The sequence below is a fragment of the Streptomyces barringtoniae genome (genome assembly GCF_020819595.1).
In the GTDB taxonomy this organism is placed as follows: domain Bacteria; phylum Actinomycetota; class Actinomycetes; order Streptomycetales; family Streptomycetaceae; genus Streptomyces; species Streptomyces barringtoniae.
In genome coordinates this window covers 127,289-150,745 of record NZ_JAJHNP010000021.1, presented here as the reverse complement: position 1 = coordinate 150,745, position 23,457 = coordinate 127,289, and the positions used below count along the sequence as shown (strand labels likewise).

The following is a 23,457-nucleotide window of genomic DNA, read 5'->3' as shown; positions in this document are numbered from 1 at the left end:
CTGACAACGGCGCCGACCAGCGCAGACGGGCAAAGAAGAAGACCCCGGGGGCGGACACCGACCCGGGGTCTCTTCAGTTCAGGTGGGACTCAAAGGGGCTCGGACGGGGTTCAGACGGCCTCGACGACCTGCACCGGAGCCGCGTCCTCGCCGCTCTCCGCCGAAGGCTTCCCGCTCTTGAGCGGCACCTCCTTCACGAACAGCGCCGCGACCAGCACGATCACCGCGATCCCCGCGCCCAGCAGGAACGCCGAGTGCGTACCGGCGGACACCGCGTGCTGGTACGCCTCCCGCGCCACCGCGGGCAGCAGCTTCAGGTGCTTCGCGTCCAGCTGCGCGGACTTCTCGGTGATCTTGGAGCCCAGCGAGCCGGCCCGCTCGGCCATGACGTGCTGGACGCGGTTGTTGAACAGCGCGCCCATGATGGCGACACCGAAGGAGGAACCGAGCGTACGGAAGAGGGTCGTGGACGAGGACGCGACGCCCATGTCCTTCATCTCCACGCTGTTCTGCGCCACCAGCATGGTGATCTGCATCAGGCAGCCCATCCCCAGCCCCAGCACGGCCATGTAGATGCCGGAGGTCAGCCGGGTCGTACCCGTGTCCATCAGCGACAGCAGATACAGCCCGACGATCATCAGCGCACCGCCGACGATCGGGAAGATCTTGTAACGGCCGCTGTTGGTGGTGACCCGGCCCGCGACCATCGAGGTCACGAGCATCGCGCCGAGCATCGGCAGGAGCAGCAGACCGGAGTTGGTGGCGGAGGCGCCCTGCACCGACTGCTGGTAGAGCGGCAGGTAGAGCGTGGCGCCGAACATCACGAAGCCGGTGATGAAGCCGATGACGGACATCAGGGTGAAGTTGCGGCTGCGGAACATGTGCAGCGGCACGACCGGCTCGACGGCCCTGGCCTGCCACCAGACGAACCCGATCAGCGCGACGACGCCGATGCTGGTCAGCTCCATGATCCGGGCGGAGGTCCAGGCGTACTCGGTGCCGCCCCAGGTGGTGACCAGCACGATCGCGGTGATGCCGACGGTCAGCAGCGCGACGCCCAGGTAGTCGATGCGCGCCTTGGCCCGCTTCTTGGGCAGGTGCAGAACGGCGCTGACGAGGGCCAGGGCCACGGCACCGAGCGGCAGGTTGATGTAGAAGGACCAGCGCCAGCCCCAGTTGTCGGTGATGGTGCCGCCGACCAGCGGGCCGCCGATCATCGCCAGCGCCATGACGCCCGCCATCATGCCGGTGTACTTGCCGCGCTCCCGCGGCGGGATCAGATCGCCGATGATCGCCATCACGCCGACCATCAGACCGCCGGCGCCCAGGCCCTGGATTGCCCGGAAGCCGATGAGCTCGCCCATGTTCTGGGCCATGCCGCTGAGCGCCGAGCCGATCAGGAAGATCACGATCGAGGTGAGGAACGCACCCTTGCGCCCGAACATGTCACCGACCTTGCCCCAGATCGGGGTGGAGGCCGCGGTGGCCAGGGTGTAGCCGGTGACCACCCAGGAGAGGTGTTCCAGACCGCCCAGCTCGCCCACGATCGTCGGCATCGCCGTACCCACGATCATGTTGTCGAGCATCGCGAGCATCATCGCGATCATGAGCGCGAGCAGGACCACCCGCACGCTCTTGGGCTGTTTGCCCTCGGGTTTGCTTTCCATGACGCCTTCGACCGTGTCCGCCATCTCTTCCCATTCCCCCTACGGCGGCCACTTACTTGCCGCCCGGCTAGTTCACTACACTGGGAAACTAGACCTGCTACTAGCCGGGCGTCAAGTAAGTTTCCGCGGGAGCGCAAGGAGTACGAGGATGGGCGTCACCATGGACGGCACCAAGCAGCAGCGCCGCGGCAACACCCGCCAGCGCATCCAGGACGTCGCGCTCGAGCTCTTCGCGGAGCAGGGTTACGAGAAGACCTCCCTGCGCGAGATCGCCGAGCGTCTCGACGTCACGAAGGCAGCCCTGTACTACCACTTCAAGACGAAGGAAGAGATCATCGTCAGCCTCTTCGAGGATCTGACGAAACCGATCGGCGACCTGATCGAGTGGGGCCGCAGCCAGCCGCACACCCTGGAGACCAAGCAGGAGATGATGCGGCGCTACAGCCTCGTGCTGGCCGGCGCCGAACCGCTCTTCCGCTTCATGCACGACAACCAGGGCACGGTCCGGGACCTGCGCATCGGCGACATCTTCAAGGACCGGATGCGCGAACTGCGGGACATCCTCATCGACCCGGAGGCCGAACTCGTCGACCAGGTGCGCTCGGTCAGCGCGATGTTCACCCTGCACGCGGGGATGTTCCTGATGCAGGACCTCGAAGGCGACTCCGAGAAGAGGCGCGAAGCCGTTCTCGAAGTCGCCCTGGACCTGGTCACTCAGGCACACCGGCACGCCGGCCGACAGGACTGACCCGGCTGCCGGCCTGCGCACAGCTCGCGGACGTACACGGGCCCGCAGGCCGTTGGCAGTTGGAAATGTGACGCATACCTCTGGCCACCTACCGTTCAGTAACCCTACGGTTCCCCTCACGCCATCCTCGCCTCAGATCATGCCCCTGACATTTCAGGTACGCGTACAGACGTGAGAGGACCCCCACCGATGACCAGACGCCCCTGGGCGCTCCGCATATCCGCAACCGCCGTCTCCGTGGCCGCCCTGGCCGCGATGGCCGCCCCGGCCCAGGCGGCGGACGACACGGCGACGGCCGGCAGCCCTGCCGCCAAGGTCGACTACGCCACCTGGCAGAAGGACTGCCAGGCCGTGATGGACCAGGCCCTGCCGTACGTGAAGGAGCGGATCGACGACGCGAAGCCGGGCGAGAAGCAGGCCATCGTCTTCGACATCGACAACACCACGCTGGAGACCGACTTCGGCTTCCGCTACCCCCAGCCGGCCAACAGGCCCGTCCTGAACGTCGCCAAGTACGCCCAGGAACACGGCGTCTCGCTGTTCTTCGTCACGGCCCGCCCGGGCATCATCTACCTGCCCACCGAGTACAACCTCGAGTACGACGGCTACGACGTCTCCGGCCTCTATGTGCGCGGCCTGTTCGACCTGTTCAAGGATGTCGCCGCCTACAAGACCGCCCAGCGCGTCGACATCGAGAACAAGGGCTACACCATCATCGCGAACATCGGCAACAGCGCCACCGACCTTTCCGGCGGCCATGCCGAGAAGACCTTCAAACTCCCCGACTACAACGGGCAGTTGTCCTGACGCGAGGCCGCATCGCCGGGCCGGGCTCCATCCGTACTTCTGGCCGTCGTACGGCCACGGGGGCGGCGGATGGAGCCTGAAAGGGCCGCCGGGCACAGCGAAGGGGCCGGCGCCCAAAAGGCACCGGCCCCTTTCGACTCGGCCGATTCGCCGAAGGCTTACGCCTCCTTGCTCAGGTTGGGCCCAGCCCCACCCGCAGCCTGCTCGATCGGCGGGACGTCCGGCAGCGCCGACTTCTCCTCGCCGCGGAAGGTGAAGGTCTGGGCGTCGCCCTCGCCCTCGGTGTCCACGACCACGATGTGACCGGGACGCAGCTCACCGAAGAGGATCTTCTCCGAGAGCGTGTCCTCGACCTCGCGCTGGATCGTGCGGCGCAGCGGACGCGCGCCCAGCACCGGGTCGTAACCCTTCTTGGCCAGCAGCTCCTTGGCGGACTGGGAGAGCTCGATGCCCATGTCCCGGTCCTTCAGTCGCTCGTCCACCTTGCTGATCATCAGGTCGACGATCCGCAGGATGTCCTCCTGCGTCAGCTGCGGGAAGACGACCACGTCGTCGACGCGGTTGAGGAACTCGGGGCGGAAGTGCTGCTTGAGCTCGTCCGACACCTTGTTCTTCATGCGCTCGTAGTTGGTCTTCGTGTCGCCCGCGGCGGCGAAGCCCAGGTTGAAGCCCTTGGAGATGTCGCGGGTGCCGAGGTTGGTCGTCATGATGATGACCGTGTTCTTGAAGTCCACGACCCGGCCCTGGGAGTCGGTCAGGCGACCGTCCTCCAGGATCTGCAGCAGCGAGTTGAAGATGTCCGGGTGGGCCTTCTCGACCTCGTCGAAGAGGACGACGGAGAACGGCTTGCGGCGGACCTTCTCGGTCAGCTGGCCGCCCTCTTCGTAGCCCACGTATCCGGGGGGCGAACCGAAGAGACGCGACACCGTGTGCTTCTCGCTGAACTCCGACATGTCGAGGGAGATCAGCGCGTCCTCGTCACCGAAGAGGAACTCGGCGAGCGCCTTGGACAGCTCGGTCTTACCGACACCGGACGGGCCGGCGAAGATGAACGAACCACCCGGACGCTTCGGGTCCTTCAGACCGGCGCGCGTACGGCGGATCGCCTTCGACAGCGCCTTGACGGCGTCGACCTGGCCGATGACCCGCTTGTGGAGCTCGTCCTCCATGCGCAGCAGGCGGGAGGACTCCTCCTCGGTCAGCTTGAAGACCGGGATGCCGGTGGCCGTGGCGAGGACCTCGGCGATCAGCTCGCCGTCGACCTCGGCGACGACGTCCATGTCGCCGGCCTTCCACTCCTTCTCCCGCTTGGCCTTGGCGGCGAGGAGCTGCTTCTCCTTGTCGCGCAGGGAGGCGGCCTTCTCGAAGTCCTGCGAGTCGATCGCGGACTCCTTGTCCCGGCGGACGGCGGCGATCTTCTCGTCGAACTCGCGCAGGTCCGGCGGAGCGGTCATCCGGCGGATGCGCATCCGGGAACCGGCCTCGTCGATCAGGTCGATCGCCTTGTCCGGCAGGAAGCGGTCGGAGATGTACCGGTCGGCCAGGGTGGCCGCCTGGACGAGGGCCTCGTCCGTGATGGAGACGCGGTGGTGCGCCTCGTACCGGTCACGCAGGCCCTTGAGGATCTCGATCGTGTGCGGCAGGGACGGCTCGGCGACCTGGATGGGCTGGAAGCGGCGCTCCAGGGCCGCGTCCTTCTCCAGGTGCTTGCGGTACTCGTCCAGGGTGGTCGCACCGATGGTCTGCAGCTCGCCACGGGCCAGCATCGGCTTGAGGATGCTCGCCGCGTCGATGGCGCCCTCGGCGGCACCCGCACCGACCAGCGTGTGCAGCTCGTCGATGAACAGGATGATGTCGCCGCGGGTGCGGATCTCCTTGAGCACCTTCTTCAGGCGCTCCTCGAAGTCACCGCGGTAGCGGGAGCCGGCGACCAGGGCGCCGAGGTCCAGCGTGTAGAGGTGCTTGTCCTTGAGCGTCTCGGGCACCTCGCCCTTGACGATGGCCTGGGCGAGACCCTCGACGACGGCGGTCTTGCCGACGCCGGGCTCACCGATCAGCACCGGGTTGTTCTTGGTACGGCGGGACAGCACCTGCATGACCCGCTCGATCTCCTTCTCGCGCCCGATGACCGGGTCGAGCTTGGACTCACGAGCGGCCTGGGTGAGGTTCCGGCCGAACTGGTCCAGGACGAGAGAGGTCGAGGGGGTGCCCTCGGCCGGGCCGCCCGCGGCGGCGGTCTCCTTGCCCTGGTAACCGGAGAGCAGCTGGATGACCTGCTGCCTCACCCGGTTGAGGTCTGCGCCCAGCTTGACCAGGACCTGGGCGGCGACGCCCTCGCCCTCACGGATCAGGCCGAGCAGGATGTGCTCCGTGCCGATGTAGTTGTGGCCCAGCTGAAGAGCCTCGCGGAGCGACAGCTCCAGGACCTTCTTGGCACGAGGGGTGAAGGGGATGTGCCCGGACGGGGCCTGCTGGCCCTGACCGATGATCTCCTCCACCTGCTGGCGGACCGCCTCAAGCGAAATGCCGAGGCTCTCCAGGGCCTTAGCGGCGACACCTTCGCCCTCGTGGATGAGACCCAGGAGGATGTGCTCGGTGCCGATGTAGTTGTGGTTGAGCATCCGGGCTTCTTCCTGAGCCAGGACGACAACCCGCCGCGCGCGGTCGGTGAACCTCTCGAACATCGTTAATCGCTCCTCAGAGCGGTCAGGCAGTGGGGGGAACTTCCCCTCCCTGTCCTTCCGCAGCTTAGTCCCGCAAGCGGGGACCGCTCATTCCAACTGCCGACACCGTCGATGGCCTCCTGACCCCTGACGCCGACATCTGCTCCAACCCGATGGTGCGAGACGATGTTCCCGCAGGCCAGGCAGTTACCCCCATCGCCAGTACGCCGATGGCGAACGTGAGACGGGACCTCCTGCGTGTCGCCCCCTCCCACTAGGGATGTCTTACCCGCTGGGACGGACACTCCATGCGGCGCGCACCGGTTCGCTCCGCTATGGGCGAACAACCTTGCGCCTCCCCGCACTCCCGCGCGCCCCCTGATTCGGCACTCTGCGCGATCGATCTGGAACCCAACGTAACCTCCCGGCGGCTCCGGCGGTTGCCCTTGGCATGGTCGGCTCGGTCCCCGTGGCCTCAACAGTCCCCCTTCCCCGTCGCCCGCTGGATCCGGACGTACCGGACACCGGTGATCTGCCGAACGGCCCGGATCACCGGGTCCGGCACTGGTACGAGAACGATCTGGGGTGGGCGACAGTGCCCGGACGGCCGCTGCGGCTGCTCACCGGGGTGCGGTTCGACGTCCTGGACGTGCCGGCCGAGGCGGGCGCGGGGGCGCTCCGGCATCTCGCGCCGAACTCTCCGGTGGCCCTTCGGGGCGACCGGATGCAGCTGCTGGTGGCCGCGGGCAGCGCGGAGGAGCTGCCGGGGCTGCTGGACTGGCTGGAGTGGAGCGCCGTGGCCCTCGACCTGCGGGTCCTCGGGACGGGCGAGGCGGTGGAGGCACCGGTCCCACCGCTGAGCGCGGCCGGAGGGGACGGGTGGCCAGGGTCGGTGCAGGGGGCCGCCGTGTGGCTGCGGCCCCCTGGGCCCGGAGGCGAGCTCGAGGCCTCGCTGCCGGCGATGCCGGCCATGGGGCGCGAAAGGAGCGCCCCCGATCTCGTACGACTGCTGGACACGGTGGCAGCACAGTGCCACCGGGTCCGGCTGCGGCGCCCGCGCGCGGGACTGCCGTCCGCCTGCCTGCGGGATCAGCCGTTGGCCTTCTCGTAGGCCTCGCGAATGGACGCGGGAACACGACCGCGGTCGTTGACCTCGTAACCGTTCTCCTTCGCCCAGGCGCGGATCGCCGCGGTGTCCTGGCTGCCGCCGGAAGCGGCACGCGCCTTTCCGCGTCCGCCCGACGCACGGCCACCGGTGCGGCGACCGCCCTTCACATAGGGGTCGAGAAGGCCACGCAGCTTGTCCGCATTCGCGGTCGTGAGATCGATCTCGTACGTCTTGCCGTCCAGCGCGAACGTCACGGTCTCGTCCGCCTCGCCGCCGTCGAGGTCGTCGACAAGAAGGACCTGAACCTTCTGTGCCACCGGATTTCCTTTCATCGATAACGTTGAGGACCAGGGGTGTGCGGCGTCCGCCGTTTCGCCGCCCCTGTTATATGCAGTACTGCAGTACGTCGGAAAGCAAACCGCTTTTGCCGGAAAAACACAAACCCCTGGGAGAGGGCCGACGGACCACCCCCGTCCGGAAACATGCGCGTTTCGGACATAGGGCACCTGGGCAATGACGATCACAGATGCAGAAGCATCCGGCTGTTGCCCAAGGTGTTCGGTTTCACTCGTTCGAGACCCAGGAACTCGGCGACGCCCTCGTCATAGGAACGCAACAGCTCCGCGTACACATCGGTGTCGACCGGTGTCTCCCCGATCTCCACGAAGCCGTGCTTCCCGAAGAAGTCCACTTCGAAGGTGAGGCAGAAAACCCGGCGAACGCCGAGCCAGCGCGCGGTCTGCAGCAACTTCTCCAGCAACTGATGGCCGACGCCGGCGCCCTTGAGGCCGGGCTTCACCGCGAGAGTGCGGACTTCCGCGAGGTCCTCCCACATGACGTGCAGCGCACCGCAGCCGACCACGTCGGCGTTGTCGTCACGTTCCGCGACCCAGAACTCCTGGATGTCCTCGTAAAGCGTGACCGTGGCTTTGTCGAGCAGGATGCGGTCGCGGACGTAGGCGTCGAGGAGGCGGCGTACGGCCGGGACATCGCTGGTCCGGGCGCGCCGGACCGTGATGGCTTTTGCGGAGACTTCGGGACGCTCTGCTGACATGAGCGGACGCTATCGCCCGTCCGCGTCCGGTGCCGAGCCGGGGTTCTCCTCTTCCCGGGCTTCGGGTGCTTGCTGTTCCGGAGCTTCCTGTTGCGCGGCTTCCTGCTGCCGCACTTCCGGGGCCTGAACGGTTTCCGGGCCCTGGACGATGCGTACGGCGTCCCGGAGGGCCTGGCGCTGTTCCTCGCTCATCATCCCGAAGAAGGCGACAAGAGCGGCGGCCGGGTTGTCGCTCTGCGACCAGGCGTCGTTCATGAGGGCGGCGGCGTACGCAGGGCGCGTGGAGACGGCCTCATATCGATAGGCCCGCCCTTCCGCCTCGCGGCGCACCCAGCCCTTCTGATGGAGATTGTCCAAAACGGTCATCACGGTGGTGTACGCGATCGAGCGTTCCTGCTGGAGGTCTTCCAGGACTTCTCGAACGGTCACCGGGCGGTTCCACTTCCACACCCGCGTCATGACCGCGTCTTCGAGTTCTCCCAATGGGCGAGGCACAACTCAGAACAATAGTGGGAGATCCGGCCAATGGCGTGCCGGACGTGCACTAAGACCATGAACACGAACAAAAAGGGCGCAGGACGCGAAGTCGTACGGCGGCAGCTCGCAGCGGCGGCGAGAGCAGGCAGGCAGGTGCGCGGAAGGGAGGAGCAACGCCGGAGGGGGCGCGTGAGCGAGGCCTGACGGGCAGGCTCAGGCGTCGCCGCCGGCGGAGACCTTGCGCACGCTCTCCGCGCGCGCGAGGGCGGCGTCGACGGCCGCGTCCTCCTTGGCCTTGGCGGCCCCGCCCTGGGTCTTCACGATCACCCTGACCACACCGATGAAGAACACGGCCATCACGACCGGAGGCACGAGCGCGGAGACGTAGTCCATGCCCTCCAGAGTAGCCACGGGGCGACACCCGGAAGGTTCGGGGTGCGCCCGCACCACCCGACCGGGACAGCCGTAGGGGTGGTGCGGGCGGGGAAACGGTTCCGGCCGCGTGCCGGAGTCGGTCAGCCGGCGGCCAGTTGGCGGGTCTCGGCCGGGTTCGCCGGCGGCGTGGGCTTGCGGCGGGGGAAGACCTCGCCCGGCGTCGGAATGGGCCGCTTCGGCGCCGTCGGCTCCGTACCCGGCCGCTCGCCGGGCGTCGGTGCGGGCTTCGGTGCCGGTTTCTGCGGAGGCTTCTGAGCGGGCTTCTGCGGCTCTCCGGTCCGCTCCTGGGCCTGGCACACCATGGAGGCTCCTCCGCCGCCCGGAAGGGCCAGCAGGCGGGTACGGGAGGGCGGTACGGCGGGTGCCGGCGCCTTGCGCGAGCCCTGCGCGAACCGGGCCCGTACGTCGTGCTCCGCCAGCGCCTGACAGCGGTCCAGCAGCGCCGACGCCACCGGGTTGCCGCACAGCGCCCGCAGCGCGGCGAGATCGTCCGGCGTCGGCCGGTGCCCGGCGCCCAGCGCCTCCTCCAGGAGGGTGAGGTAGCCGGCGGCGGTACCCGGCAGCGCCGCCCGGTACCGGCCGAGGTCGGCCACCAGGAACGCGCGCAGTCTCGCCCCCTCGCGCTGCGCCTCGTCGAGCGACTCGGCGAGCCGGTAGCAGTCCTTGACGTCCTCGGCGGACGCTTGGCCGGGGTGAAGGGCGAGGGCGAGGGCGCGGCGGAGCACGCGCAGCTCCTCCGCGCCGAACGCCATGCCGCCGCGGGATCCGTATGGCGTGGGCATGCGGCGACGCTACCGCTAATCGGACAAAAGTGACGGATCGGGATGATTTTCGATCGCGTGTCGCTCCCGGTTTCCCCCGACCGGGGCTACGGCACGCGCGTGGAGCGGCAAGGCCAGGGAAATCCAAGGGGAAACCGGGCGGGAAAAACGGGTGGGAATACCGGATGGGAAAACCGGCGCCCCGCACGGGCGCCGGTCACCTCACAGCCGCGACACGTTCCGCTCGTACACCAGCCGCAGCCCGATCAGCGTCAGCCACGGCTGGTGCTCGTCGATCACCGAGGACTCCCCCAGCACCATCGGCGCGAGCCCGCCCGTGGCGATCACCGTCACGTCGTCCGGGTCGTCGGCGAGCTCCCGCGCCATCCGGCTGACGACCCCGTCGACCTGCCCCGCGAAGCCGTACACGATGCCGGCCTGCATGGCCTCCACCGTGTTCTTGCCGATCACGCTGCGCGGCCGGGCCACCTCGATCTTCCGCAGCTGCGCGCCCTTGACGCCGAGCGCCTCCACGGAGATCTCGATCCCGGGCGCGATGACCCCGCCGACGTACTCCCCACGCGCGGAGACGGCGTCGAACGTGGTCGCCGTACCGAAGTCGACGACGATCGCCGGACCGCCGTACAGGTCGACGGCCGCGACCGCGTTGATGATCCGGTCCGCACCGACCTCCTTGGGGTTGTCGGTGAGGATCGGCACGCCCGTCTTCACGCCCGGCTCGACCAGGACGGCGGGGACGTCGCCGTAGTAGCGCCGGGTGACCTCACGCAGCTCGTGCAGCACCGACGGGACGGTCGCGCAGATCGCGATGCCGTCGATGCCGTCGCCCAGCTCCTCGCCGAGCAGCGGGTGCATGCCCATCAAGCCCTGGAGCAGCACCGCCAGCTCGTCCGCCGTGCGGCGCGCGTCCGTGGAGATGCGCCAGTGCTCGACGATGTCCTCGCCGTCGAACAGGCCGAGGACGGTGTGCGTGTTGCCGACGTCGATCGTGAGGAGCATCGCCGTTACTCCGCCTCGCGCAGGTCGAGGCCGATGTCCAGGATCGGCGAGGAATGGGTGAGCGCGCCGACGGCCAGGAAGTCCACGCCCGTGTCGGCGTACACGCGCGCGATGTCGAGCGTGAGCCGGCCCGAGGCCTCCAGCAGGGCCCGGCCGCGGACGATCCCGACGGCCTCCGCGCACTCGTCGGGCGTGAAGTTGTCCAGCAGGATCAGGTCCGCGCCCGCCTCGACGACCTCGCGCAGCTGGTGCAGGGTGTCGACCTCGACCTCGATCGGCACCTCCGGGAAGGCCTCCCGTACGGCCTTGAAGGCCTGCGCGACGCCGCCGGCGGCGACCACGTGGTTGTCCTTCACCAGGGCCGCGTCGGACAGCGACATGCGGTGGTTGACGCCGCCGCCGCAGCGGACGGCGAACTTCTCCAGCGAGCGCAGTCCCGGGGTCGTCTTGCGGGTGTCGCGGACCCTGGTCCTGGTGCCCTCCAGCGCGTCCGCCCACGCGCGCGTGGCGGTCGCGATGCCGGACAGGCGGCACAGGATGTTCAGCGCGCTGCGCTCGGCCGTCAGCAGGTCACGCGTGCGCGTGGTGACCGACAGCAGCTGCTGCCCGGCCTCGACGCGGTCGCCGTCCTCGACGTGCCGCTCGACCTCGAACTCGTCCGTGCAGACCACGGAGAGCACGGCCTCGGCCACCCTGAGGCCCGCCACGACGCCCGCCTCGCGCGCGGTGAAGTCGCCGGTGGCGGTGGCGTCCTCCGGGATCGTCGAGACGGTCGTCACGTCCACGCCGCCGTCCAGGTCCTCCTGGATGGCCACGTTGGCGATGTCCTCGACCTCGATCGGGTCGAGCCCGGCGGCGGCCAGCAGCTCGGCGAGCGCGGGGTCGAGACCGCTCTCCAGGTACTCCTCGTCGCCGTCCGCGCCACAGGCACAGCCGTCGCCGCAGCCACCGGTGGGGGCGAGGGGAAGGTCGTCGGTGCTCACGTCTGTCACTGCTCCTGAGGCGCTGGGTGTTACCGGGTAGGGGGGAAGTCTGCGGTGTCGGTGGTGTGCACGGCCAGCGACCGGTCGGGGTTCAGCCGTACGACGATGTGGCGACGCCAGTCGGTGTCGTCGCGCTCGGCGCGGTCCTCGCGCCAGTGGCAGCCACGGGTCTCCTCGCGCAGCCGCGCCGCGGCGACCAGGACGCGGGCGACGCACAGGAGGTTGGTGGCCTCCCAGGTGTCGACGCCGGGCTCGGCGGTCTTGCCGTTCTCCTCGAGGGCGTCGCGGGCGTCCGTGTGCAGCCGCTGCAGCTGTTCGGCGGCCCGGGCGAGGGACTCCTCCGAGCGCAGCACGCCGGCGCCCTCGGTCATGATCCGCTGGATGGCGAACCGGGTCTCGGGGGCGAGCAGCGGGTGCGCGGGCGTCTCGGGGTGCTCGACCGGTACGGGCACGCGCGCGTGGAGGCCGTTCTCCGCCCGCGCGGCCGTGATGTCGACGGCGATCCGCTCGGCGTAGACGAGGCCTTCGAGGAGGCTGTTGGAGGCGAGCCGGTTGGCGCCGTGCACACCGGTGCAGGCGACCTCGCCGCACGCGTACAGGCCGGGCACGGTCGTACGGCCCCGGGCGTCGGTGCGCACGCCTCCGGAGGCGTAGTGGGCGGCCGGGGCGATCGGGATGGGCTCGGTGAGCGGGTCGATGCCGTTGGCGCGGCAGGCGGCCAGGATGGTCGGGAAACGGTTCTCCCACATCTGGGCGCCGAAGTGCCGGGCGTCGAGGTACATGTGCTCGGCGCCCTGCTCCAGCATCCGCCGCAGGATGCCCTTGGCGACGATGTCCCGGGGCGCCAGCTCGGCCAGCTCGTGCTGCCCGACCATGAAGCGCACCCCGTCTGCGTCGACCAGGTGGGCGCCCTCGCCGCGCACCGCCTCGGAGACCAGCGGCTGCTGGCCCTCGGCGTCCGGGCCGAGGAACAGCACGGTCGGGTGGAACTGCACGAACTCCAGGTCGGAGACCTCCGCGCCCGCGCGCAGCGCCAGCGCCACGCCGTCGCCGGTCGACACCGACGGGTTGGTGGTCGCGGAGAACACCTGGCCCATGCCGCCGGTCGCGAGCACCACCGCGGGGGCGTGCACGGCGCCCACGCCGTCGTGCTGGCCCTCACCCATCACGTGCAGCGTCACGCCCGCCGTACGGCCGTCGGCGTCGGTCAGCAGGTCCAGCACGAGCGCGTTCTCGATGGTGTGCAGCCCACACGCGCGTACCGCCTCCACGAGCGCCCGGGACACCTCCGCACCGGTCGCGTCGCCGCCCGCGTGCGCGATCCGGCGCCGGTGGTGGCCGCCCTCGCGGGTGAGGTGGATGTCGCCTTCGTCGTCGGTGTCGAAGTGGGCACCGGTGGAGATCAGCCGCCGTACGGCGTCGGGGCCCTCGGTGACGAGGATCCGTACGGCCTCCTCGTCGCACAGGCCCGCGCCGGCCACCAGCGTGTCCTCCAGGTGCTGTTCGGGCGTGTCGCCCTCCCCGAGGGCGGCCGCGATGCCTCCCTGGGCCCACCTGGTGGATCCGTCGTCCAGGCGGGCCTTGGTGACGACGACCGTCGTCAGGCCGGCGGCCTTGCACCGCAGGGCCGCGGTCAGGCCTGCCACGCCGGAGCCGACGACGACCACGTCCGCGGAGATGGCCCAGCCGGGGGCGGGCGCGTGCAGTCGTATGCCAGTGCTGGTGCCTGTGCTGGTCACGAGGCGGCTCCAAAGGTCAAGGGGAGATTGTCGATCAGCCGGGTCGTACCGACCCGGGCGGCGACGGCGAGGACGGCCTCGCCGATGAAGCCGTCGCCGATCTCGGTGAAGTCGGACGGGTCGACGAGCGCCAGATAGTCCAGTTCGAGCGGCGGGGCGAGCCGGGCGGCCTCGTCCAGCACCTGGCGGGCGGCCGCGCGGACGGCGGCAGGGCCGCCCGGGGACGCCGTGGCGACCGCGTGCGCGTCGGCGGCCGCGCGGGACTCCCCGAGGGCGCTCAGCGCCTCGGCACGCGCGTGCGTGGAAGGCACTTCGCGGGCACGCGCGCGCAGCGCCTCCTGCGCGGCGTGCCGGTCCCCGCCCGCGAACAGCGCCCGGGACAGCGCGAGCGCGGTACGGCGCTCCTCCGGCGAGAGGTAGCGGTTGCGGCTGGACAGGGCGAGCCCGTCCTCCTCGCGCACGGTCGGTACGGCGACGATCTCGACGCCGAAGTTCAGGTCCCGCACCATGCGCCGGATCAGGGCCAGCTGCTGGGCGTCCTTCTGGCCGTAGAGGGCAACGTCGGGACGGGTGAGGTGGAGCAGCTTGGCGACGACGGTCAGCATGCCGTCGAAGTGGCCGGGCCGCGAGGCGCCCTCCAGTCGTTCGCCCATGGGGCCGGCGGTGATCCGGACCTGGGGGGCGCCGCCGGGGTAGACCTCGTCCACGGAGGGCGCGAACACCGCGTCCGCACCGGCCTGTTCGGCGATCTTCAGGTCGGCGTCGAGGGTGCGCGGGTAGCGGTCCAGGTCCTCGCCGGCACCGAACTGCAGCGGGTTGACGAAGACGGTGACGACGACCTCGCCGTCCGGGCCGGCGATCTCGCGCGCGGTGCGGATCAGGGTGGCGTGACCGTCGTGCAGGGCACCCATGGTCATCACGACGGCGCGGCGGCCGCGGCGCACGCGCGCGTGGAGCTCGCCGGCCGTGCTCAGCAGGGCGGTGGTCATCGGTCGTTCCCCTCGGTGCCGTGAGTGCCGTTCGTGCCGCCGCCGTCGGCGCCGTTCGTGCCACCGGTGCCGTCGGCCAGCACACCGAGCAGGTCCTCGGCGAGTTCGGGCTTCAGCAGGCCGTGCGCGAGCGCCCGGTCGGCGGTCGCGCGGGCCATCGCGACGTAACCCGCGACGGTCTGCGGGGCGTGCCGGCGCAGCTCGGTGATGTGGGCGGCGACCGTACCGGCGTCGCCGCGCGCGACGGGGCCGGTCAGCGCCGCGTCGCCCGAGCGCAGCGCGTTGTCCAGGGCGGCGCCGAGCAGCGGGCCGAGCATCCGGTCGGGCGCCTCGACGCCCGCGGTGCGCAGCAGTTCCATGGACTGGGCGACCAGGGTCACCAGGTGGTTGGCGCCGAGCGCGAGAGCCGCGTGGTAGAGCGGGCGGTTCTGCTCGCTGATCCACTCCGGCTCGCCGCCCATCTCGATCACGAGGGCCTGGGCGGCCAGGCGCAGTTCCTCGGGTGCGGTGACGCCGAAGGAGCAGCCGGCGAGCCGCTGGACGTCCACGGGGGTGCCGGTGAAGGTCATCGCCGGATGCAGGGCCATCGGCAGCGCGCCCGCGCGCAGGGCCGGGTCGAGCACCCTCGCGCCGTACCGGCCGGAGGTGTGCACGAGCAGCTGGCCGGGCCGTACCGCCCCGGTCTCGGCGAGACCGGTGACCAGGCCGGGCAGGACGTCGTCGGGGACGGTGAGCAGCACCAGGTCGGCGCGCTGCAGGACCTCGGCGGGCGGCACCAGCGGCACGTCCGGGAGCATGGTCTCGGCGCGCCGCCGGGAGGCGTCGGAGACGCCGGAGACGGCCACTGGGCGATGCCCGGCGAGCTGGAGGGACGCGGCGAGCGCGGGGCCCACGCGGCCGGCGCCGACGACGCCGACGGTGAGCCGCGCAGGGCGGTCCTTGAGGTCTTGCTGGTGGACTGTACTCACGCGACGGCGGCCTTCCCGTTCCAGTCCGCTCTGGGTACCGGACGATTTCTCGTCATGTTAACGCTATCTCGGTCCGGCGCCGATTGGTTGTCCACAGGCTGTGGGTTACGCCACGTGTACAGCCCGCAGTCGCCTGTCCACGCGCGTGCCGACGGTACGCGTCCGACGAGCCTGCCTGCCGTACTTCCGCCCGCGCGGCGCCCCGACGCGTGCGTGCGCCGAAATCCGGGTGTCCGCCCGGGCTCCCGCGCGACATGATCCGTCCATGACTGATACGGCGGAACCGGGCGACGAGCGGCAGGCGGAGCAGTCCGGGCAGGAGCGGATGCGGGAGCGGCGCCGGGTCGCCTTCGCGAAGGCGGAGCGCGTGCTGTCGCGTCCGGGCCCGCGGCGCACGATCCGGGAGCGGCTGGCGGCCCTCCAGGAGGCGGCACCCGAGGTGTACGACCTGGACCAGCCCACGGACGTGTACGGCAACGGGATCGTGGCGGACCTGGAGGAACGGGTCGCGGCCCTGCTCGGCACGGAGGCCGCCGCGTTCTTCCCGACCGGCACGATGGCCCAGCAGGTGGCGCTGCGCTGCTGGGCGGGCCGCACCGGCAACCGGGCGGTCGCCCTGCACGCCCTGTCCCACCCGGAGGTGCACGAACGGCATGCGTTCAGCGAGGTCAGCGGGTTGCGTCCGGTGCGCGTGACCAGTGAGCCCCGGCTGCCCACCGCCTCCGAGATACGCGACTTCGACGAGCCCTTCGGCGCTCTGATGCTGGAACTGCCCCTCCGGGACGCCGGTTTCGTGCTGCCCTCCTGGGAGGAGCTGACCGAGGTCGTCGAGGCCGCGCAGGAGCGCGACGCGGTGGTGCACTTCGACGGCGCGCGTCTGTGGGAGTGCACGGTCCACTTCGGCCGGCCGCTCGAGGAGATCGCGGGCCTGGCGGACAGCGTCTACGTGTCGTTCTACAAGTCCCTCGACGGCTTCGGCGGCGCCGCGTTGGCCGGCCCGAAGACGCTGGTGGACGAGGCGAAGACGTGGCGGCACCGGTACGGCGGCATGGTCTTCCAGCAGTTCCCCACCGCGCTGTCGGCGCTCGTCGGCCTGGAGCGCGAGCTGCCCCGGCTGCCGGACTACGTCCGGCACGCGCGCGTGGTCGCCGCCGCGCTGCGGGAGGGTTTCGCCGCGGCAGGCGTCCCGTGGGCGCGCGTGCACCCCGGGGAACCGCACACCCACGACTTTCAGGTCTGGCTGCCGTACGACGCGGACGTCCTGATGGAGGCGGCGGTGCGCCAGGCCGAGGAGACGGGGACGTTCCTCTTCCCCGGATACTGGAACCGCGGCGCGCCGGGGATTTCCTTCACCGAGGTCGCCGTGCGCTCGCAGGGCCTTGAGTGGACGTCGGACGATCTACGGGCGGCCGTCGCCGACTTCGTGGAGCGCCTTCCCAACGGGTGATCGCGGGGCAGCCGGCGGGGCCTGAGTCAGCCGTGACGGCGGGGACAGCCACCCGGGTGTGCCGGCTGCCTCCGCGGCCATGTGCCCGGCCGCGCCGACTGCCTCGGCCGAGCCTGGTCCCGCCAGAAATGCGCCTACGCCCGCCGCCACAGCCAGTCCCGGCCGTGACCCCCGGGGCAGCCAGTGAGGCCGGTCCCCGCCATGACCGCCGGGGCAACCGGCACAGCCGGGCTCAGCCGTGGCCGCCCGCGCGTACCAGCCCTGTCTCGTAGGCGAGCACCACGACCTGCACCCGGTCGCGCAGGCCGAGCTTGGTCAGGATGCGGCCCACATGGGTCTTCACCGTCGCCTCGCTCAGCACCAGCCGGGCCGCGATCTCACCGTTGGACAGGCCCTGCGCGACCAGCACCATCACCTCGCGCTCCCGGTCGGTGAGCCGCTCCAGTTCCTTGTGCTGGGGCTCCTTGCCGGTGGAGGGCAGCATCGGTGCGAAGCGGTCCAGCAGGCGCCGGGTGGTGGAGGGCGCCACGACCGCGTCACCGCTGTGCACGGCCCGGATCGCACCCAGCAGGTCACCGGGCGGCACGTCCTTGAGCATGAAGCCGGAGGCGCCCGCCTTCAGCCCGGAGAAGGCGTACTCGTCCAGGTCGAAGGTGGTCAGGATCAGCACCTTGGGCGGTTCGGGCTCCGCGCAGATCCGCCGGGTGGCCTCCACGCCGTCCAGCTTGGGCATACGGACGTCCATCAGGACGACGTCGACGGGCGTGGACCGCAGCACCTGCAGGGCCTCGACGCCGTCGCCCGCCTCCGCCACGACCTCCATGTCCGGCTGGGCGGCGAGCACCATCCGGAACCCGGTGCGCAGCAGCACCTGGTCGTCGACGAGCATCACGCGGATCGTCATCGGGCCTCTTTCGTTCGGGGTGGTGGGGGCTTCAGGTCGAGGGTGTACAGGTGTCAACAGGGGGCGTGCAGCCGCGTCAGTGCGCCGGTTTGAGCGGGAGCAGGGCGCTGATGCGGAATCCTCCGCCCGGGCGCGGGCCCGCGTCCAGGGTGCCGCCGACCATCCCGACCCGTTCGCGCATACCGATCAGGCCGTGCCCCTGGCCGTCGGCGCCGCCCTCCTCGTACAGCTCGTGCGGCGCGCCCTTGCCGTCGTCCTCGACCAGCAGGCCGAGCCCGTCGTCGAAGTAGACCAGCCGGACGCTCGCGCCCGCGTTGGGCCCGCCGTGCTTGCGGGTGTTGGTGAGCGCCTCCTGCACGATCCGGTACGCGGTCAGCTCCACACCGCTCGGCAGCGGGCGCGGGGTGCCCTCGACCTTGAAGTCGACCGGGAGGCCGGATCGGCGGCACTGCTCGATCAGCTCGTCGATCTGCCCGACGTCGGGCTGCGGGACGTACTCCCCGCTCTCCTGGTGCTCCCCGGTGCGCAGCACGCCCAGCAGGCGGCGCATCTCGGCGAGGGCCTGGCGCCCGGTGGAGGAGATCGTCTCCAGGGCCTTCTTGGCCTGGTCGGGGGCGGTGTCGAGGACATAGGCGGCGCCGTCGGCCTGCACCACCATCACCGACACGTTGTGCGCCACGACATCGTGCAGCTCACGCGCGATACGGGCGCGCTCGGCGGCCACCGCGACCTTCGACTGCGCCTCGCGCTCCTTCTCCAGACGGGCCGCGCGCTCCTCCAGCTGGGCGAAGTACGCGCGCCGGGTGCGCATGGAGTCACCGAGCACCCAGGCGAGCGCGAAGGGCACCGTCTGGAAGACGACTATGGCGATCTGCCCCAGAAAGCCGGTGTGCTCGTTGGGCCAGCGGATCTGCGCGAGAGGCGCCGCGACGAGGCTGGCCGCGAGCGCGAGCCGGGAGGCCCAGCGTGCGCCGACCGTCGCCACCGTGTAGGTGATCACCAGCATGGCGAAGTCGGCGACGGTCGTCTCGACGTCCAACACCAGCTGGGCCAGCCCCGTCGCGAGGGCGACCAGCAGCATCGGCTCCGGGAAACGGCGGCGCAGCGCGACGACGACGCACAGGACGGCGGACACGGCCATCCCCCCGGCGAGCGTCATGTGGTGACCGGGCACCCCGTGGAGGTTGACCACGCTCAGACCGGACAGCCCGAACAGGACGACGGCCCAGAAGGTGTCGACCCAGGTCGGGTGGCGGCGGAGGAAGTCGTAGAGGCGCTGCACGTAACCCAGAGTAGGGAAACCGGATGCGTGCAGGGGTCAACCGGAGGGCCGATCCGCGCCCGGGGCGCGTACTCCGCAAGGTGGAGGAAGTGATCATCTGTGTGCCTAGTCTGTTCCGGTGACGGATGAGACGGCACGGGAAGCGGGACGGCGCCCCGGCGACGGAGACGGCCGAGACGGCGGGGGCGGCCGACGCGGCTGGCGTGCGGCGACCGAGGCGGCGCTGTACGGCCCCGGCGGCTTCTACCGCCGTCCGGAGGGCCCGGCCGGCCACTTCCGTACGTCCGTACACGCCTCGCCGCTGTTCGCGCAGGCCGTGGCCCGGCTGCTGTGCCGGGTCGACGAGGCGCTGGGACGGCCGGCGGCACTGGACTTCGTCGACATGGGCGCGGGGCGCGGCGAGCTGATCACCGGGGTGCTGTCCGCCCTGCCGGCCGGCGTGGCCGCACGCGCGCGTGCATACGCCGTCGAGCTCGCCGACCGCCCGGCCGGACTGGACGAACGCATCACCTGGCTGGACACGCCCCCTGCCATCGTCACGGGACTGCTGTTCGCCAACGAGTGGCTGGACAACGTGCCCGTGGACGTGGCCGAGGTCGACCCCGCGGGTGTACCCCGGCTCGTGCTCGTCGCCGACGACGGTACCGAGCGGCTCGGGGAACCGGTGACCGGCGAGGCGGCGGACTGGCTCGCCCGATGGTGGCCGTTGCCCGCCAAGGAAGGGCTGCGCGCGGAGATCGGGCTGCCCCGGGACCTGGCGTGGGCGTCCGTGGTGGACCGGGTAGTGCGTGGGCTCGCGGTGGCCGTGGACTACGCGCACACCGTCGACACGCGCCCCCCGTTCGGGACGCTCACCGGCTTTCGGGAAGGCCGTGAGACGGCGCCCGTACCGGACGGGTCGTGCGACATCACTGCACACGTCGCGCTGGACGCGTGCGCGGCGGTCGTCGCGGCGCACACACCCTCGGAAGCGCCCCACAAGGCGCCGCGCACACCCCACGACACGACGCATGCCACCCCGGGCACGCCCCGGCAACCGGCGCACACGCCGGCCGACAGCAGGCACAAGCCCACCGACACAGCGCAGGCGCCCTCCCACACGGCGCGCGCCCTGCCCCGCGCGCGCCTTCTCACGCAGCGCGCCGCCCTGCACGCTCTAGACGTCACCGGCGCACGCCCTCCGCTCGCGCTGGCCTCCACAGACCCCACGGCCTATGTGCGCGCCCTCGCGAGCGCCGGGGAGGCCGCCGAGCTCACCGCGCCGGGCGGCCTCGGTGACTTCGGCTGGCTCGTCCAGCCGGTTGGAATTCCGGACCCACTCGCCTGAGCCGGCCCCTCATCCAGGACCGCCCCACTCCGGGCCGGCCCCTCATCCGGGGACCGCCCTACTTGTCGATGTCGCCGACCACGAAGAACATCGAGCCCAGGATCGCCACCATGTCCGCCACCAGCGTCCCCGGCAGCAGCTCGGTCAGCGCCTGGATGTTGTTGTACGAGGCAGAGCGCAGCTTCAGCCGGTACGGCGTCTTCTCGCCCTTGCTGACCAGGTAGTAGCCGTTGATGCCGAGCGGGTTCTCGGTCCACGCGTAGGTGTGCCCCTCGGGCGCCTTCAGCACCTTCGGCAGCCGCTGGTTGATCGGCCCGGGCGGCAGCTCGGCGAGCCGGTCCAGGCAGGCGTCGGCGAGGTCGAGCGCGTTGTGGGTCTGCTCCAGCAGGACCTCGAAGCGGGCGAGGCAGTCGCCCTCGCTGCGGGTGACGACCTTCAGGGTGTCCTGGAGGTCGCCGTACGCCAGGTACGGCTCGTCGCGGCGCAGGTCGAAGTCGACGCCCGAGGCGCGCGCGATGGGCCCGCTGACGCCGTAGGCGTGCACGGTCTGCGGCGTCATCGCGCCCACCGCGCGCGTGCGTCCGCGGAAGATCTCGTTGCCGAGCACCAGGTCGTCGAAGACGTTCATGCGCGAGCGCACGTCGGCGACGGCTGCACGCGCGCGTGCGGTCCACCCGGCCGGCAGGTCCTCCTTGAGGCCGCCGACACGGTTGAACATGTAGTGCATGCGCCCGCCGGAGATCTCCTCCATGACGTTCTGGAGCACCTCGCGCTCCCGGAACGCGTAGAACACCGGGGTGATGCCGCCCAGTTCCAGCGGGTAGGAGCCGAGGAACATCAGGTGGTTGAGCACCCGGTTCAGCTCGGCGAGCAGGGTGCGGGTCCACACCGCACGCTCGGGCACCTCCATGCCGAGCATGCGCTCCACCGCGAGGACCACGCCCAGCTCGTTCGAGAACGCCGACAGCCAGTCGTGGCGGTTGGCGAGCACGATGATCTGGCGGTAGTCGCGCGCCTCGAAGAGCTTCTCGGCGCCGCGGTGCATATAGCCGATCACCGGCTCCGCGCGCACGATGCGCTCCCCGTCCAGCACGAGCCTGAGCCGCAGCACGCCGTGCGTGGACGGGTGCTGGGGTCCGATGTTGAGCACCATGTCGGTGCTTTCCGCGGCGCCGCCGATCCCGACCGTGGTCTCCGTCGTAGGAGTCATGGCCCCAGTTTCCCCTACGTACGCTGGCCCCATGGAGACGGGGAGCCCAAAGGAGTCCGGGATACCGGGGGCCGAGCTGGAGTGGCGGGGGCTGCAGCCCGCTCTGATGCGGTTGCGCCGGCTGCTCGTGGTGGGGTGGACGGCGACCCTCGCGGTCGCCACCGGGCTGTTGCCGGGCCTGCTCGTGGGGCCCGCGTGGGCCGCCTTCGCCCTGGTGCCCGTGACCTGCGCCGCGTGGTGCTGGCGGCTGGTGGGGCGCAACTGGCGCTCGTGGCGGTACGCCGAACGCGCGGACGACCTGCTGATCAGCCGCGGTGTCCTGTGGCGCGAGGAGACGGTGGTGCCGTACGGGCGGATGCAGCTGGTGGAGGTCACCTCAGGGCCGCTCGAGCGGCGCTTCGGGCTGGCCACCGTGCAGCTGCACACCGCGGCCGCAGCGACCGACGCCACCATCCCCGGCCTGGACCCGGCCGAGGCGGAACGGCTGCGCGACCGGCTCACCGAGCTGGGCGAGGCACGATCGGCGGGCCTGTGACGGCCCCGGACCCCGGCGAGGACATACCGGCGCCCGCGCCGGTGACCGAGCGCCGGCTGCACCCCGTCACGCCGTTCCGGCGGGCGTGGGCGCCGGTCGCCGTACTCGCCGGATGGGCGGTGCACGACCCGAACGCGACGCAAGCGCAGCTGGCGCGGCTGACCACCACCGCCCTGCTGCTGGGGCTCGCGGTCCTGGTGCCGGCGGCCGGCCTCTACGGCTTCCTGTCCTGGTGGTTCACGCACTTCGCGGTCACCGACACCGAACTGCGCATCCGCACCGGCCTGTTGTTCCGGCGCACCGCGCACATCCGGCTGGAGCGCATCCAGGCCGTGGACGTCTCCCGTCCTCTCCTCGCGCGCGTGGCGGGCGTCGCCAAGCTGCGGATCGACGTCGTCGGCGCCGACGACAAGGACGAGCTGGCCTTCCTCGGCGAGCAGGAGGCGCGCGCCCTGCGCGCGGAGCTGCTGGCGCGCGCGGCGGGTTTCGCGCCCGAGACGGCGCGCGAAGTCGGCGAGGCTCCGGCGCAGGAACTGCTGCACGTGCCCCCACGCGCGCTGGCGCTCTCCCTGGTGCTGACGGGCGCCACCTGGGTCTCGCTGTGCGCCGCGCTCGTCGTGCCGACCGTGCTGTGGCTCGCCACCCACAACCTGTGGACGGTCCTCGCGACCGCCCTGCCGCTGTTCGGCGCGGCCGGCGCGAGCAGCGCGGGACGGTTCGCCGGCGAGTTCGACTGGACGGTGAGCGAGTCACCGGACGGGCTGCGCATCGACCACGGGCTGCTCGACCGTACGCACGAGACGGTCCCGCCGGGCCGGGTGCAGACCGTGCGGATCGTGCAACCGCTGCTGTGGCGGCGGCTCGGCTGGGTGCGGGTGGAACTGGACGTGGCCGGGTCCGCCAACTCGGTGCTGGTGCCGGTGGCCCCGCGCCTGGTCGCCGAGTCGGTGGTCGCGCGCGTGCTGCCCGGTGTGACGGTGCCTCAGGAGCTGTCGCGGCCGCCGCGGCGGGCCCGCTGGTGCGTGCCGGTGTGGTGGCGCGGCCACCGCCTCGCGGTCACCGGAGCGGTCTTCGCCACCCGGCGCGGTCTGCTGCGGCGCCGGCTCTCGCTGGTCCCGCACGCCAAGGTGCAGAGCGTGCGGCTGAGCCAGGGGCCGTGGCAGCGACTCTGGCGGCTCGCCGACGTCCACGTGGACACGGGAGCCGGCAAGACCGTAACGGCCCGTCTGCGGGACGCCCAGGAGGCCGCGCGGCTCCTGCACGCCCAGGCGGAGCGGTCCCGGACGGGCCGCCGGGACGCCCGCCCCGACCGCTGGATGACCGGATGACGTCA

The 23,457-nt window shown here is 71.1% G+C and carries 22 protein-coding genes; 7 read left to right on the top strand and 15 right to left on the bottom strand.

From position 1 onward, the window contains the following. Positions 1-110: 110 nt before the first annotated feature. Complete coding sequence (locus tag LMU33_RS31845; protein ID WP_443728979.1) at positions 111-1,691, bottom strand: MDR family MFS transporter; 1,581 nt, start codon at positions 1,689-1,691, stop codon at positions 111-113. A gap of 124 nt (positions 1,692-1,815) precedes the next feature. Here LMU33_RS31845 and LMU33_RS31840 point away from each other — a divergent pair, with 124 nt between their 5' ends. Continuing rightward, positions 1,816-2,415 (top strand): TetR/AcrR family transcriptional regulator, encoded by a 600-nt coding sequence (locus LMU33_RS31840; protein WP_228624244.1) that lies wholly within the window; start codon positions 1,816-1,818, stop codon positions 2,413-2,415. Positions 2,416-2,604: 189 nt separating this feature from the next. Continuing rightward, a complete protein-coding gene (locus LMU33_RS31835; protein ID WP_228624243.1) occupies positions 2,605-3,222 on the top strand; it encodes an HAD family acid phosphatase in 618 nt (205 codons plus the stop codon). Between the two features lie 158 nt (positions 3,223-3,380). On the opposite strand, the gene LMU33_RS31830 is transcribed toward LMU33_RS31835, so the two are convergent. Next, the gene (locus LMU33_RS31830) at positions 3,381-5,906 is read right to left on the bottom strand and encodes an ATP-dependent Clp protease ATP-binding subunit (protein WP_228624242.1); all 2,526 of its coding nucleotides are present in this window, start codon (positions 5,904-5,906) and stop codon (positions 3,381-3,383) included. Between the two features lie 430 nt (positions 5,907-6,336). Here LMU33_RS31830 and LMU33_RS31825 point away from each other — a divergent pair, with 430 nt between their 5' ends. Continuing rightward, on the top strand, positions 6,337-6,996 hold the full coding sequence (locus tag LMU33_RS31825; protein ID WP_249814506.1) for an SCO3374 family protein: 660 nt from the start codon (positions 6,337-6,339) through the stop codon (positions 6,994-6,996). Here the strand turns inward: LMU33_RS31825 and LMU33_RS31820 are convergent. From LMU33_RS31820 to LMU33_RS31775, 10 genes are all read right to left on the bottom strand, one after another. Next, a complete protein-coding gene (locus LMU33_RS31820; RefSeq protein WP_030872805.1) occupies positions 6,975-7,310 on the bottom strand; it encodes a histone-like nucleoid-structuring protein Lsr2 in 336 nt (111 codons plus the stop codon). The two genes, LMU33_RS31825 and LMU33_RS31820, sit on opposite strands and share 22 nt — an antisense overlap. 203 nt (positions 7,311-7,513) lie before the next feature. Beyond that, on the bottom strand, positions 7,514-8,047 hold the full coding sequence (locus LMU33_RS31815) for an amino-acid N-acetyltransferase (protein ID WP_228624240.1): 534 nt from the start codon (positions 8,045-8,047) through the stop codon (positions 7,514-7,516). A 9-nt stretch (positions 8,048-8,056) separates the two neighbouring features. Continuing rightward, positions 8,057-8,506 carry a BlaI/MecI/CopY family transcriptional regulator gene (locus LMU33_RS31810; RefSeq protein ID WP_249814505.1) on the bottom strand — a complete coding sequence of 150 codons (450 nt, stop codon included), beginning with the start codon at positions 8,504-8,506 and terminating at the stop codon, positions 8,057-8,059. A 231-nt stretch (positions 8,507-8,737) separates the two neighbouring features. Next, positions 8,738-8,917, bottom strand: a complete 180-nt coding sequence (locus LMU33_RS31805; protein ID WP_228624276.1) for a hypothetical protein — start codon at positions 8,915-8,917, stop codon at positions 8,738-8,740. A 122-nt stretch (positions 8,918-9,039) separates the two neighbouring features. Then, on the bottom strand, positions 9,040-9,711 hold the full coding sequence (locus tag LMU33_RS31800) for a hypothetical protein (protein ID WP_228624275.1): 672 nt from the start codon (positions 9,709-9,711) through the stop codon (positions 9,040-9,042). Between the two features lie 231 nt (positions 9,712-9,942). Then, positions 9,943-10,740 (bottom strand): type III pantothenate kinase, encoded by a 798-nt coding sequence (locus LMU33_RS31795; protein ID WP_031165090.1) that lies wholly within the window; start codon positions 10,738-10,740, stop codon positions 9,943-9,945. A gap of 5 nt (positions 10,741-10,745) precedes the next feature. After that, the gene (gene nadC, locus LMU33_RS31790; protein ID WP_228624238.1) at positions 10,746-11,723 is read right to left on the bottom strand and encodes a carboxylating nicotinate-nucleotide diphosphorylase; all 978 of its coding nucleotides are present in this window, start codon (positions 11,721-11,723) and stop codon (positions 10,746-10,748) included. A gap of 29 nt (positions 11,724-11,752) precedes the next feature. Then, a complete protein-coding gene (locus LMU33_RS31785) occupies positions 11,753-13,462 on the bottom strand; it encodes an L-aspartate oxidase (protein ID WP_228624237.1) in 1,710 nt (569 codons plus the stop codon). Further along, on the bottom strand, positions 13,459-14,451 hold the full coding sequence (panC, locus tag LMU33_RS31780) for a pantoate--beta-alanine ligase (RefSeq protein WP_228624236.1): 993 nt from the start codon (positions 14,449-14,451) through the stop codon (positions 13,459-13,461). The genes LMU33_RS31785 and panC overlap by 4 nt, the downstream gene beginning before the upstream one ends. Beyond that, on the bottom strand, positions 14,448-15,419 hold the full coding sequence (locus tag LMU33_RS31775; RefSeq protein ID WP_228624235.1) for a Rossmann-like and DUF2520 domain-containing protein: 972 nt from the start codon (positions 15,417-15,419) through the stop codon (positions 14,448-14,450). Before LMU33_RS31775 ends, panC begins: the two co-directional genes overlap by 4 nt. Before the next feature lie 265 nt (positions 15,420-15,684). Between LMU33_RS31775 and LMU33_RS31770 the strand changes: the two genes are divergently transcribed. Beyond that, the gene (locus tag LMU33_RS31770) at positions 15,685-16,866 is read left to right on the top strand and encodes a threonine aldolase family protein (protein WP_228624234.1); all 1,182 of its coding nucleotides are present in this window, start codon (positions 15,685-15,687) and stop codon (positions 16,864-16,866) included. Between the two features lie 232 nt (positions 16,867-17,098). Here the strand turns inward: LMU33_RS31770 and LMU33_RS31765 are convergent, their stop codons facing one another. Both LMU33_RS31765 and LMU33_RS31760 read right to left on the bottom strand, forming a co-directional pair. After that, a complete protein-coding gene (locus tag LMU33_RS31765) occupies positions 17,099-17,770 on the bottom strand; it encodes a response regulator transcription factor (protein WP_228624233.1) in 672 nt (223 codons plus the stop codon). Between the two features lie 76 nt (positions 17,771-17,846). Next, positions 17,847-19,052 (bottom strand): sensor histidine kinase, encoded by a 1,206-nt coding sequence (locus LMU33_RS31760; protein WP_228624232.1) that lies wholly within the window; start codon positions 19,050-19,052, stop codon positions 17,847-17,849. Positions 19,053-19,170: 118 nt separating this feature from the next. Here LMU33_RS31760 and LMU33_RS31755 point away from each other — a divergent pair, with 118 nt between their 5' ends. Continuing rightward, positions 19,171-20,379, top strand: coding sequence for an SAM-dependent methyltransferase (locus LMU33_RS31755; protein ID WP_372478083.1), 1,209 nt, complete (start codon positions 19,171-19,173; stop codon positions 20,377-20,379). A 58-nt stretch (positions 20,380-20,437) separates the two neighbouring features. On the opposite strand, the gene LMU33_RS31750 is transcribed toward LMU33_RS31755, so the two are convergent. After that, entirely contained in the window at positions 20,438-21,589 is a 1,152-nt protein-coding gene (locus tag LMU33_RS31750; RefSeq protein ID WP_228624231.1) for an NADH-quinone oxidoreductase subunit D, read from the bottom strand. 31 nt (positions 21,590-21,620) lie between these two features. On the opposite strand from LMU33_RS31750, the gene LMU33_RS31745 reads away from it, so the two are divergent. Continuing rightward, positions 21,621-22,124: a PH domain-containing protein gene (locus LMU33_RS31745; protein WP_228624230.1), complete on the top strand. Its 504-nt coding sequence runs from the start codon at positions 21,621-21,623 to the stop codon at positions 22,122-22,124. Next, positions 22,121-23,452, top strand: a complete 1,332-nt coding sequence (locus LMU33_RS31740) for a PH domain-containing protein (protein WP_228624229.1) — start codon at positions 22,121-22,123, stop codon at positions 23,450-23,452. Before LMU33_RS31745 ends, LMU33_RS31740 begins: the two co-directional genes overlap by 4 nt. Positions 23,453-23,457 lie beyond the last annotated feature (5 nt).